This window comes from Ruegeria arenilitoris (genome assembly GCF_013031355.1).
Classification (GTDB): Bacteria; Pseudomonadota; Alphaproteobacteria; order Rhodobacterales; family Rhodobacteraceae; genus Ruegeria; species Ruegeria arenilitoris_C.
In genome coordinates, this window is the sequence record NZ_WPZO01000003.1 from 455385 (window position 1) to 467427 (window position 12043).

Sequence of the window (12043 nt, forward strand, 5' to 3'; positions counted from 1 at the left end):
CACCTTTCTTTTGATAGATTTGTCATTTTTTGTGTCATATGATCAGATATGGCGGATAAAATAGATCAGATTGACAAACGCATCCTGCGTGAATTGCAAACCGACGCCACGCTGTCGCAACGTGAGCTGGCAGATCGGGTCGGTTTGTCACAAAACGCCTGCTGGCGGCGGCTGAAGGCACTGAACGAGAATGGCGTAATCACCGGTTCGACCGCCCGTATCGCGCGCGAGAAACTGGGGCTGAGCCTTGTGGTCTTTGTTATGCTGCGCACACGGCATCATTCGACAGATTGGCTGCAGGCCTTTCGCAGCCACGTCCTGACCATTCCCGAGGTGGTGGATTTTCACCGTATCGGCGGTGATTACGACTATCAGTTGAAAGTCGTGACCGAGGATATGGCGTCATATGACAAGGTCTATCAACGCCTGATCGAAAAGGTCGAATTGGACAGCGTGACCTCGTATTTCGCGATGGAAGCGATCGCCGAAGGGCGACCGCTGCCGATCTGAGTATCAGGCAAGCCCAAGCATCGTTTTCATGCCGCCGATAAAGGTAGCGTCATCCAAGGCCTTGCGGTTGTCCAGAAACTCAACCGCATCGGCCCCGGCCCGATAGCGCAGCGTGTCCGTCCCGTCCGTAACCGCGCTCCAGATTACATCGGCCACAACGCTGGGCGGCGAAGTGCGTTCGGCCATTTCCTCGGACCCCCAGGTGCCGAACAGGGCCTGCACCACGGGCTGGTATTCGGTCATGCTTTCATCATTGACGAAATCGAAGGACCGCCCGCCGAAATCCGTGGCTATCAGACCGGGTTCGACGATCTTGACCTTGATACCCGCGGCGGCGAGTTCGTAATGCAGCGACTCCGATATCCCTTCGACCGCGAATTTCGTACCGTGATACAGCGCCCCGAGCGGGAATGTGATCTGCCCGCCGATGGACGAGATATTCACGATGCAGCCCGAACCATTGGCTCGCATATGCGGTAGAACGGCTTTGGTCACGGCCAGCAGACCGATCACGTTGGTGTCGAATTGCCGCCGGATACGGTCCATCGGGAAAGCCTCGAGCGGACCGTAAGCGCCGTAACCTGCGTTGTTCAGCAAAACATCAATCTGCCCGAACCGCGCGAGCCCCTCGGCCACGGCTGCAGTGATCGTGGCCTCGTCAGTGACATCCAACCGCGTCACCAAGACATTCTCCAGCTGCGTCAGCTCGGTTTCTTTCTCGGGGCTACGCATGGTGGCGATGACGTTCCAGCCTTGCTTCTGAAACAGTTCCGCCGTGACTTTGCCGATGCCTGACGACGCGCCAGTGATGAGGATTGTCTGTACCATAGTCCATCTCCGCTATGAAAAGTCTGACTGTCAGATAGCCCCACGCGTTGCGGTTTGCCTGCCGGATTCTCCGCAAGTCCTGCCTAATTCTCTGAACCCTGGGATTTTCACTGGCTCGGATACATCCCGTTCAATATGCTCAACGAGACCGTGAGGCCCGATATGATACACTTCGACCTGATTGCTGAAATCTGCGAAACGGTGCGTGGAGAACCAGAGGATGCAGCCTATTACCCGACTGCCTTAGCGGGTTTCGGCCTGCTGCACGACATAAAAACTAAATCCATCGAGGCGCAGGTCTATGAACCCATTGCCTGCCTAGTTCTACAAGGAAAGAAAGAAACGCGTATCGGCGACCGGCTGGTTCACTTCGGGGCGGGCGATTGTTTGATCGTTAGCCATTCGATCCCGGTTCTGGCCGCAGTTACCGAAGCGAGCCGCCAGAAGCCTTATATCGGCCTCGTCTTCTCGCTCGATTTGTCCATACTGAGGGGCCTTTATGACGAGGCAGGATCTGCCACACCAAGCATAGAGGCGGCCCATAGCTTGACAGCATCCAAAGCCTCACCCGATCTGGTCGACGCCATGACACGTCTGTTTCGCGCCAGTCAGACCACGACAGACGCGCAGGTTTTGGCGCCGATGATCAGCCGCGAAATCCACTATCGGCTGCTGCAGTCCGATCACGGTGGAATGCTACGCCAGATGTTATGGCGTGACAGCACCGCCAGCCGGATCGCGCGGGTGATTGATGTCATCCGGGCGGATTTCCGAACCCCTCTGCCCGTGTCCGACCTTGCGCGGACCGCTGGCATGAGCGTTTCGGCCTTTCACGCACATTTCAAATCAGTGACCGCCAAGTCGCCGCTGCAATACCAGAAAGACCTCAGATTGCTGGAAGCACGCCGGCTTTTGTCCCACGGCATGCTCAGCGTGTCGCAGGCGGCCTTTGACGTGGGATATGAAAGCCCAACCCAGTTCAGCCGGGAGTATTCGCGCAAATTCGGGGTTTCCCCGCGACAGGACATCGGAACTCAAAGCGCGGCCTGAACAAAAAAGGCCGCGCAAATTGCGCGGCCTCGGAAAACTGTGTGTCGGCGAAGATTAGTTCTTCGCGTAGAATTCGACGACCAGGTTCGGTTCCATCATGACCGGGTAAGGCACATCGCTTAGGCCCGGTGCGCGCACGAAGGTCGCGGTCATTTTCGAGTGGTCGGCGTCGATGTAGTCAGGCACATCACGCTCGGCCAGAGCAACAGCTTCCAGAACAACAGCCAGTTGCTTGGACTTGTCACGCACTTCGATGACGTCGCCTTCTTTGACGCGGTAGGACGGGATGTTGACCCGCTTGCCGTTCACTTTGACGTGGCCGTGGTTCACGAACTGACGTGCAGCAAACACGGTCGGCACGAACTTGGCGCGGTAAACAACGGCGTCCAGGCGGCGCTCCAGCAGACCGATCAGGTTTTCACCGGTGTCGCCTTTGACACGCTCGGCTTCGGCGTAGATGCGGCGGAACTGCTTCTCGGTCAGGTCGCCGTAGTAGCCTTTCAGCTTCTGCTTGGCGCGCAGCTGCAGACCGAAGTCCGACAGTTTGCCCTTGCGGCGCTGACCGTGCTGGCCGGGGCCATATTCACGACGGTTGATCGGGGATTTCGGACGACCCCAGATGTTTTCGCCCATCCGGCGGTCGATTTTGTACTTGGCAGACGTGCGTTTGGTCACGGCTGATCTCCTTCGTTTAGGTCGAGGCCCTGCGGGCCACTATGAAGGGCGTTGTCCTCTTGAGGTTTCCCCCATGACAGGCATCCCCTTGCGGGGGCCACCAACACCAATGAAGCCGCGCTTATATCCGCGAAAACGGCAGAGTCAACACGCCCCACCATGCGGAAACAGGTTTTCCGCCAAAAAACTGAGAATTATTCAGCTCTGCGCCCTGCAGTAGCTGCAACCCGGAGGTCAGACCCGCCCATGTCCTGCTTGGGTCGAACCGGGAACGCCACAACCGTGCTTGCCATTCCTGACTTGCGGCTTTGGAGCCCGCCTTCTGTGATCTCGCTGATCCAGAATTCCTGATCCCGTTCGGGGCAGTCGCCTTCGAATACCAGCATCGGAACCGACTCTCCGGCCACGGGAAACATAGTTGCTGTGAAGGTTTGCGCGCCGTTGGTCAAAACAAGCAGTCCACTTGCTTCTTCCGACAGGTCCTCGACTAGAGCGCAATGATCAAGAGTTGCAGCCGCGCTGCCCAAGGCATGTCCGGTCCACTCAACCGCGTGGGCTGCTGTTTCAACCAGGTATCGCGCTTGTCCGCGCCATGACCATGCTGCTCCGACAGATAGAAAGGACAAAGGAGCTGCCTCAAGTCCATCGATTTCAGTCTGACTCCAAAATACTGCCGTTCGACCGTTTTTTCCGGCTCTCATTGTACCCGCCTGCACCTTCAACATTTCACTAACGATTAGGCACCTCTTATCAACGTAAAATAAGGCGGAAAAGAGACGTTAACGCAACATTAACGAAATTTTTACCACGGAGAATCGGTCGTTGACCGTGACAGCAAAGACACGTGCCAAACCGGTTTGATCGAGCGTGATTGCGATTGGTCGCCACAGCAGCACCAACCTAAAGACGCTTCGCTGTAAGATGGCATTATCGCATTGCATCTCAAGCCGTACTTAAACAAATCGCAAGCTCACCCAAACAGGCCAGTTGGCCAGTAGCAAAGATTGATTGAGGGGATCAAAATTGGAAAGCGCCCGATCCGTAAACCGGGCGCCTGCAAGCATTTGTAAAACCAAGGTATCACGAGTTTTGGGCGTCACAGCCCCACTAGATGGGGGCTGAGTTCTGCCGAACAGCTTCGCGTCACCTTGTAGTTCACAGCCAGTTTACGCCCCCGTGGGTCAGCCACATTTGGAGTGCCCACAACTACGGCAGGTCATGCAGCCTTCGATCATCACCATGTCGAACTGTCCGCAGGACGGGCACGCTTTGCCGCGGGGTGCATCCATGTTGACCACCTGCGCTTGCGGGTCAGATTTCAGCCCCATCCCTTCCCCTTCAAGGAAACCGATATTGATCAAGTGTTGCTCGATCACACCACCGATCGCGGCCAGGATCGAGGGGATGTACTTGCCTTGCACCCAGGCACCACCCCGCGGATCGAATACGGCCTTCAGTTCTTCGACCACGAAGGACACATCGCCCCCCCGACGGAACACGGCCGAGATCATCCGGGTCAACGCAAGCGTCCAGGCGTAGTGTTCCATGTTCTTCGAGTTGATGAACACCTCGAACGGACGGCGACGGCCACCGATGACGATATCGTTGATGGTCAGGTAGATTGCGTGCTCGCTGTCGGGCCATTTCAACTTGTAGGTCGAACCCTCCAGCGATTGCGGCCGGTCCAGCGGTTCGGACATATAGATGACGTCACCACCATCGACCTCGTGCGGAGCATCCGCGCTTTCGCCGGGCACCTTGTCATCGCTCTCCGAGACAGTCAGAACCGAACCGGTTACGTCATTCGGACGATAGGTCGTGCAGCCCTTACAGCCCTGATCCCAGGCCTGCATGTAGACATCCTTGAAGGCATCAAAGCTGATATCCTCAGGGCAGTTGATCGTCTTTGAAATCGAGCTGTCGATCCATTTCTGCGCCGCCGCCTGCATCTTGACGTGATCGGACGGGCTCAGCGTCTGCGCGTTTACGAAATAGTCCGGCAGCTCCTTGTCACCGAACTTGTCGCGCCACATCTGTACGGCGTAGTCCACGACCTCTTCTTCGGTGCGCGAGCCATCCTTCTGCAAAACCTTGCGGGTGTAGGCGTACGCAAAGACCGGTTCGATCCCCGATGAAACGTTGCCTGCATACAGGGAGATCGTGCCGGTCGGCGCGATCGAGGTCAGCAGAGCGTTGCGGATACCATGCTCGCGGATTGCATCACGCACGTCCTCGTCCATCTGCTGCATGGTGCCGCTGGCCAGATATTTCTCGGCATCGAACAGAGGGAACGCGCCTTTCTCCTTCGCCAAGTCCACCGACGCCAGATACGCGGCGCGGGCGATTGCTTTCAGCCAGCGCTCGGTCTGACGCGCCGCCTCGTCTGAGCCATAGCGCAGGCCCAACATCAGCAGCGCATCGGCCAGTCCGGTCACACCCAGCCCGATGCGGCGCTTGGCCTGTGCCTCGGCCGCTTGTTCCGGCAGCGGGAATTTCGACGCGTCGACCACGTTGTCCATCATCCGAACGGCGGTGGCGACCAGTTCCTGCAGCGCGGCCTCGTCCAGATGCGCCGCGTCCTCGAACGGCTCGGCCACGAGACGAGCCAAATTGATCGAGCCCAGCAGACAGGCGCCATAAGGCGGCAGGGGTTGCTCACCGCAGGGGTTCGTTGCCGCGATGGTCTCGACATAGCTCAGGTTGTTGGCCTGATTGATCCGGTCAATGAAGATCACGCCCGGCTCGGCATAGTCAAAGGTGGCCTGCATGATCTTGTTCCACAGATCACGCGCCTGAACGGTGTGATAGACCTTGTCGCCGAACACCAGCTCCCAAGGACCGTCGGCTTTAACGGCCTCCATGAACGGATCTGTCACCAGCACCGACATGTTGAACATGCGCAGGCGCGCCGGGTCAGACTTGGCGGTAATGAATTGTTCGATATCCGGATGGTCACAGCGCATAGTCGCCATCATTGCCCCACGGCGCGAGCCTGCGGACATGATCGTTCGGCACATCGCGTCCCACACATCCATGAACGACAGCGGCCCCGAAGCGTCTGCAGCCACCCCATGCACATCAGCACCACGCGGACGGATGGTCGAGAAATCGTAACCGATCCCCCCACCCTGCTGCATGGTCAAAGCGGCTTCTTTCAGCATATCGAAGATACCGCCCATGCTGTCGGGCACGGTGCCCATGACGAAACAGTTGAACAGGGTCACCTGGCGTGCGGTGCCTGCGCCTGCGGTGATACGGCCAGCGGGCAGGTATTTGAAATCTTCCAGCGCCTCAAAGAACTTTTCTTCCCAATGCGCCGGGTCTTTCTCCACCCGCGCAAGATCGCGGGCGATGCGTCGCCAACTATCCTCGACCGTCTGGTCGATGGGCGTGCCATCCGCCTTTTTGAAACGGTATTTCATGTCCCAGATCTGCTCGGCGATGGGGGCGGCAAAGCGGCTCATTGGTGATTCCCTGTACTGAAAGAGGCATCCAGACTACCCCAATTCACACCTCAACCACAACACCTTGATAGCAGCGAAGACCGAGCTACAATATAAAGACGGACCTCGGGACGACTCTGTGGGAAAGCTGTGGATAAGTACGTAAACCTCATAAAACTCTCGGTCGGATCAGAGAGCGTCGACTCGCTGATCGCTTGGCAGGACAGCCGTAGGCCGCTTTATGAGGACGGCTGCCCGCGCCACGTCACCCGCATGTGGCCCAAGCGCGACGCCGAGATTCTGAACGGCGGATCAATCTATTGGGTCATCAAGGGCGTAATCCAGTGCCGCCAACGCATCCTGCGGCTGGATGAGGTGCGAGGAGAAGACGGCATCCGCCGCTGCGCCATCGTGCTGGACCCCGAGGTGCACCGCACCCAGAACGCCCTGAAACGTCCCTTCCAGGGCTGGCGCTATCTGAAACCCGAGGACACGCCCGCCGACCTGCCCAAAGGGCGCGAACAGGACGATGCCCTGCCCGATGATCTCAACCGTGCGCTGGCGGAAATCGGAGTGCTTTAACGCAGCCGATCCAGAAGCTCGGCCAGAACAGCTTTTTCCTCCGCATCGCATTTCGCCACCCGGCTGCGCCACAGGGTCGCCTGCGATTGCAGGATCAGCCCGTCCGACAGGATTTTCAGGTGGTTTGCCCGCAAGGTTTCCCCGGTCGAGGTGATATCGGCAATCGCCTCGGCGGTTTCGTTCTTAACCGTGCCTTCGGTCGCGCCCTGGCTATCGACCAAAGTATAGTCGGCCACGCCCGCGTCAGTCAGGAACTCACGCACCAGACGGTGATACTTGGTGGCAATCCGCAGACGGTGGCCGTGGGTTTTCCGAAACGCAGCAGCCGCTGCATCCAGATCATCCAACGTGTCCACATCCACCCAGCAGGCAGGCGTGGCGATGATTAGATCAGCCTTGCCGAACCCAAGTTGCGAGACTTCCTGGACCTGCTGCTCCCATCGGGGCAACTTCTCGTGCACCAGATCGATGCCTGTGACGCCCATGTGAATGCGCCCCGCGGCCAGTTCGCGCGGGATTTCCCCGGCGGACAACAGGACCAGCGAAACGCCGTCTATACCCTCGACTTTGCCCGCATATTCCCGGTCCGATCCGCTGCGCGACAGGGTGATGCCGCGTTTTTCGAACCACGAGAAGGTCTTCTCCATCAACCGGCCCTTCGAGGGCACGCCCAGTTTCAGGCTCATTGCGCGTCCTCCTCAATCTCCAGCATCAGGTCGGGACGGATAACACCACCAACAGCGGGGATTTCGGTGCCGCTGCCCAGTTGCCGGGTCAGCGCGTCATAGCGCCCACCGGTGGCGATCGGCGGCAGGTCGGGGCGACCCTCGGCATAAAAACCAAAGACGAACCCGTCGTAATACTCCATCGAGGTCCGGCCATAGGCCGCCTCGAAATCCAACCGATCCACATCGACACCGCGCGCCTGCAGGGATGCGACCCGCGTCTCAAGCCGGTCCAGTGCCGGGGTGATCTGCGGCAGGTCCACTGCCACGTCGCGCAGTTGTTCCAGTGCAAAGGGCATGGTCTCGCGCACGTTCAGCAGTGTTTCCAGCCCAGCCAGTTCATTGTCGGAAATCGGCGGCGTATCGCGATCTTCGCGCAGGGCTTCGATCCGCGCCTCAACTTCGGACGCGCGGCGCTTGCCGATCATCGGGATGTCGTTGTCCAACGGGTTTTCCGCGTTCAACAGAGTGTCGCGCCCTTCCGGGCCGGGTTTGCGCCCGGCGAAACGATCCAGCAAAACCCGGAACCGACGCGGACGCCACAGGTGCCGCATCAACGCGGCTTTGCGACGGTCCGTCGTGCGCAGGCCCTGAACGGCTGCGGTCAGGATACCGATATCCCCGGTCGCGGCACGCAAGGGCAACCCGCGCAATTGCAGCGCGATCAGCGAAAACACTTCGGCATCGGCTCCAGACGGATCATCGCGGTCGAAGACCTCATACCCGACCTGAATGTACTCGTTCGACCGATCCGGGTCGTGCTCCTGGCGGCGGAACACTTCACCGGAATAGGTGTAGCGCGCGGGCTCGGCACCCCCGCTCATGTGCATCTGCACCACAGGCAGAGTGAAATCGGGGCGCATCATCTGCTCACCGCGCAGCGCATCCGTGGTCACGTAAGCGCGCGCGCGGATATCCTCGCCATAGAGATCAAGCAGTGTTTCAGCCGGTTGCAGCAAGGGCGGGTCGACGACTTGCGCGCCTGCGGCCTCGAACCGGACGCGCATCATCGCGGCGCGGGCCTGTATCTGGGAACGGTTGGGCATGGCTCAGTCCTGACTGTCCAGAATTTCACGCACCTTGGCGACCAGATCGCCGCGCGGCACTTCAAACTGGCTGGGGCGTTCTTTCCATTCCTCCAGCGTAGCGCTTTCGGCGATCTTGGCACCCAGGATCAGGTCCTTGATCTGCACGATGCCATTTGCCTTTTCGTCACCGCCCTCGATCACTGCAATCGGAGAATTGCGCTTGTCCGCATATTTCAGTTGGTTGCCGAAGTTCTTGGGATTACCCAGATAGACCTCGGCCCGGATACCGGCATTGCGCAGCTCGGCCACCATCGCCTGATAATCAGCCATGCGGTCGCGATCCATGACGGTGACGACCACGGGGCCCGTGGCCTGCGCAGCGATCCGGCCCTTTTCGCGCAGTGCGGCCAGCAGACGGTCAACGCCGATAGACACGCCGGTCGCAGGCACTTCCTGCCCGGTGAAGCGCTTGACCAGATCATCGTAACGACCACCGCCCGAGACCGAGCCGAACTGCCGCTTGCGGCCCTTCTCGTCGAAAATCTCAAAGGTCAGTTCGGCCTCATAAACAGGCCCGGTATAATAGCCCAAACCGCGCACCACCGAAGGATCGATCTCGATCCGGTCCGCGCCATAGCTGCCCGCATCCAGCAGCGCGCCAATCTGTTCCAACTCGGCAATCCCGTCCGCACCGATCTTGCTGTCGCCAACAGCAGCGCGCAGGTTCGCCAACGTCCCGGCCGTATCCGCAGCCTTGGAGGTCAGGAAGGCAATCACCGGCTCTGCCTGATCGTCGCTGAGACCAACACCATCGATGAACGCGCCGGACGCATCCAGACGGCCCTTGGTCAGCAGCTCGCGCACACCGGCCTCACCCACCTTGTCGAACTTGTCGATGGTGCGCAGGACGTTATCGCGGGCGGCGGCGTCTTCACCAAGGCCCATTGCCTCAAGCACGCCATTCAGAACCTTGCGGTTATTGACCCGCACCAGATAGTCGCCGCGCGGAATGCCGACGGTCTCCAGCGTATCAGACAGCATGGCGCAAATCTCGGCGTCCGCGGCCATCGAGGCCGTGCCAACCGTATCCGCATCGCACTGATAGAATTGACGATAGCGCCCCGGCCCCGGCTTTTCGTTGCGCCAGACCGGACCCATCGCATAACGGCGATAAGGCGTCGGCAGATCGTTGCGGTGCTGCGCGTAGACACGCGCCAAAGGCGCGGTCAGGTCATAGCGCAGGGCCATCCAGTCGCCCTTGTCGTTTTCGTCGACTTCCTGCCAAGCAAACACGCCCTCGTTCGGACGGTCCACATCAGGCAGGAACTTACCCAGCGCCTCGACGGTTTCGACCGCACTGCTTTCTAGCGCATCAAATCCGTAACGATGATAGACCTCCGCTATTGCCCGCAGCATCTCGGTGCGCTGCGAGACTTCCTGGCCGAAATAGTCGCGGAACCCTTTGGGCGTAATTGCCTTGGGGCGGGGCTGTTTCTTGGGCTTGGCCATGTGGGGCGTCCTTGGGATTTTCATGTTCCGCGCGCGGTCTATCCCATGGCCCGCATCGGGGCAAGGCGCGCTTTCGCTGGCCTTGGCGTCACAGGGTCGCTATGACCATCGCAGGAACAGGAGTTCACCCATGCAGCATCTGGAAGAACAGATCGCCCATCTGACCCGCACCGTCGAAGAGCTGAACACGGTCGTCACCCGCCAGCAATCCGAGATCGACCGCCTCACCCGCCGAGTCGAGATGCTGTTGCAGCGCGAGGCCGAACGGGCGCAGGAAGGATCAGGCGTGGTCGTCTTCGGAGACGAACGCCCGCCGCATTATTGAGGTTTGACTGATGGCGAGCGGCGCGAGCGTTGAACCCTGTGCGTGGGTTTCTACGACAGTCAACAACATCAATGCTGTGCAGGCTGTACTCCGGAAAGAGTACAGCGACTGGCGCTTGAATCAATCTCCAGAAGTAGTCGAATGGTCCAGTAGGATGATTGACGAATCCGGTGGCTGGAAGCGCGGGGAGATCCTGACCAAAGAGCAAGTTGGCGAACTTTGGTATTTCAACGCACATCCCGAATTTATTCCCCCTCCGTTCATCTCAGGAGGTGGCTACCCATTGGTTTCGGAAACTGCAAAAGCTGTTCTTGAGCGGTTCGAACTGGGAGAAACAGTTTTTCACCCGCTCACAATCATGGATTCAGAAGAAACGCGATTAACGACGCCCGAGCCGTACTACCTTCTGAATGTCGGCAACAAACGGTCGATGGGTAACTACGAGGCGCTTGGGCCTGAGGGCGGACCCGCCAGCGCGCCCCTGAACTGCCGAGGCGGCGGCATTCGATACCTTCCGAGAAGTGGCAAGGAAGACCGCCTCATAATAGTCCCCGAAGCCCTCAACGGCCCGGATATCTGGCTGGACCCGAAAGTCCCCTCTCTGCTGCTCCTGTCCGACCGCCTTGTCACCGGCCTCAAATCCGCCGGGATGGACAAAGGCTGGGGACTAGTCCGCTGCGCGGTGGGCACGCTCTAACACGCCCAGACCACAGGTTGATTACAACCCCAGCGTCGTCTTCACGGCGTTATCGACCACGCCACCCAGCAGGGCATTCTCATCCCCAGCGCACCCTTCGGTCAGGGCGGCCAGAAATGTCTCGCGCAGGGCGGCCTTGTCCTCGTCCGTGCTCGCGTGGTCTTCGATATTGACCTGACGGTTGTACAGGGACAGGGCCGTCATCTTGCCGACCACCTCCAGAACGTACTCATCATTCCCGTTCGCCTCTTCGATGACAGAGGCGCAGGTGTGGTACATGACTGGCAGCGCCTCTTTCATCATTTGTTCGGCTTCTTCGTCTGCCAGTGCGATACCTGGAGCTGCGAACAACGCGGCAGAGGCGATTATGTGAACTGGATTGAAACGCATCACTTGACCTCCGTTCACTTGGCATTGGCGCCGATCAGCGCGCCTACCACCGCCCCTGCGGCAGCTCCTTTGCCGTCACCGACAAGTGCCCCGACACCCGCGCCGATCAACGCGCCTTCGATCGTTTTTTTCTTTTTGTCATCCTTGTCATCCGCCAAACCCGCCGATGCCGAGACCATTGCCAGCGACGCCGCAGCCGCAAAGGTCAGAGTTCTTAATCCAATAGTAGAAATTGCCATTCCGGTGCCCTCCCGTGACACGCCCCAAATGAGGCAATGATC

At 59.2% G+C, this 12043-nt stretch carries 14 protein-coding genes; 5 read left to right on the plus strand and 9 right to left on the minus strand.

The window, feature by feature from the left end; all coding sequences use genetic code 11:
• Positions 1–48 precede the first annotated feature (48 nt).
• Positions 49–510 (plus strand): Lrp/AsnC family transcriptional regulator, encoded by a 462-nt coding sequence (locus tag GOX63_RS10805; protein WP_170545704.1) that lies wholly within the window; start codon positions 49–51, stop codon positions 508–510.
• Between the two features lie 3 nt (positions 511–513).
• Here the strand turns inward: GOX63_RS10805 and GOX63_RS10810 are convergent, their stop codons facing one another.
• Positions 514–1338 (minus strand): SDR family oxidoreductase, encoded by an 825-nt coding sequence (locus GOX63_RS10810; RefSeq protein WP_170325972.1) that lies wholly within the window; start codon positions 1336–1338, stop codon positions 514–516.
• 162 nt (positions 1339–1500) lie between these two features.
• Between GOX63_RS10810 and GOX63_RS10815 the strand changes: the two genes are divergently transcribed.
• Positions 1501–2388, plus strand: coding sequence for an AraC family transcriptional regulator (locus tag GOX63_RS10815; protein WP_170325973.1), 888 nt, complete (start codon positions 1501–1503; stop codon positions 2386–2388).
• 54 nt (positions 2389–2442) lie between these two features.
• Here GOX63_RS10815 and rpsD read toward each other — a convergent pair whose 3' ends face one another.
• The 3 genes from rpsD to GOX63_RS10830 form a co-directional block, all read right to left on the minus strand.
• On the minus strand, positions 2443–3063 hold the full coding sequence (gene rpsD, locus GOX63_RS10820) for a 30S ribosomal protein S4 (RefSeq protein WP_170325974.1): 621 nt from the start codon (positions 3061–3063) through the stop codon (positions 2443–2445).
• Between the two features lie 194 nt (positions 3064–3257).
• Positions 3258–3689 (minus strand): hypothetical protein, encoded by a 432-nt coding sequence (locus GOX63_RS10825; protein ID WP_170545706.1) that lies wholly within the window; start codon positions 3687–3689, stop codon positions 3258–3260.
• Positions 3690–4244: 555 nt separating this feature from the next.
• Positions 4245–6527, minus strand: a complete 2283-nt coding sequence (locus tag GOX63_RS10830) for an adenosylcobalamin-dependent ribonucleoside-diphosphate reductase (RefSeq protein ID WP_170545709.1) — start codon at positions 6525–6527, stop codon at positions 4245–4247.
• A gap of 129 nt (positions 6528–6656) precedes the next feature.
• Here GOX63_RS10830 and GOX63_RS10835 point away from each other — a divergent pair, with 129 nt between their 5' ends.
• Positions 6657–7088, plus strand: coding sequence for a DUF1489 family protein (locus GOX63_RS10835; RefSeq protein WP_170325977.1), 432 nt, complete (start codon positions 6657–6659; stop codon positions 7086–7088).
• Here GOX63_RS10835 and hisG read toward each other — a convergent pair.
• The 3 genes from hisG to hisS are packed head-to-tail and all read right to left on the minus strand — an operon-like array spanning position 7085 to position 10350.
• Entirely contained in the window at positions 7085–7774 is a 690-nt protein-coding gene (gene hisG, locus GOX63_RS10840) for an ATP phosphoribosyltransferase (RefSeq protein WP_170325978.1), read from the minus strand. The genes GOX63_RS10835 and hisG overlap by 4 nt on opposite strands.
• On the minus strand, positions 7771–8859 hold the full coding sequence (locus GOX63_RS10845) for an ATP phosphoribosyltransferase regulatory subunit (RefSeq protein WP_170325979.1): 1089 nt from the start codon (positions 8857–8859) through the stop codon (positions 7771–7773). Before GOX63_RS10845 ends, hisG begins: the two co-directional genes overlap by 4 nt.
• A 3-nt stretch (positions 8860–8862) precedes the next feature.
• Positions 8863–10350 carry a histidine--tRNA ligase gene (gene hisS, locus GOX63_RS10850; protein ID WP_170325980.1) on the minus strand — a complete coding sequence of 496 codons (1488 nt, stop codon included), beginning with the start codon at positions 10348–10350 and terminating at the stop codon, positions 8863–8865.
• Between the two features lie 130 nt (positions 10351–10480).
• On the opposite strand from hisS, the gene GOX63_RS10855 reads away from it, so the two are divergent.
• Complete coding sequence (locus tag GOX63_RS10855) at positions 10481–10675, plus strand: SlyX family protein (RefSeq protein WP_170325981.1); 195 nt, start codon at positions 10481–10483, stop codon at positions 10673–10675.
• Positions 10676–10685: 10 nt separating this feature from the next.
• Entirely contained in the window at positions 10686–11372 is a 687-nt protein-coding gene (locus GOX63_RS10860; protein WP_170545711.1) for a hypothetical protein, read from the plus strand.
• A 21-nt stretch (positions 11373–11393) separates the two neighbouring features.
• On the opposite strand, the gene GOX63_RS10865 is transcribed toward GOX63_RS10860, so the two are convergent.
• Together GOX63_RS10865 and GOX63_RS10870 are read right to left on the minus strand one after the other, a co-directional pair.
• A complete protein-coding gene (locus GOX63_RS10865) occupies positions 11394–11762 on the minus strand; it encodes a hypothetical protein (protein WP_170325983.1) in 369 nt (122 codons plus the stop codon).
• Positions 11763–11776: 14 nt separating this feature from the next.
• Positions 11777–12001 carry a hypothetical protein gene (locus tag GOX63_RS10870; protein WP_170325984.1) on the minus strand — a complete coding sequence of 75 codons (225 nt, stop codon included), beginning with the start codon at positions 11999–12001 and terminating at the stop codon, positions 11777–11779.
• Positions 12002–12043: the final 42 nt, after the last annotated feature.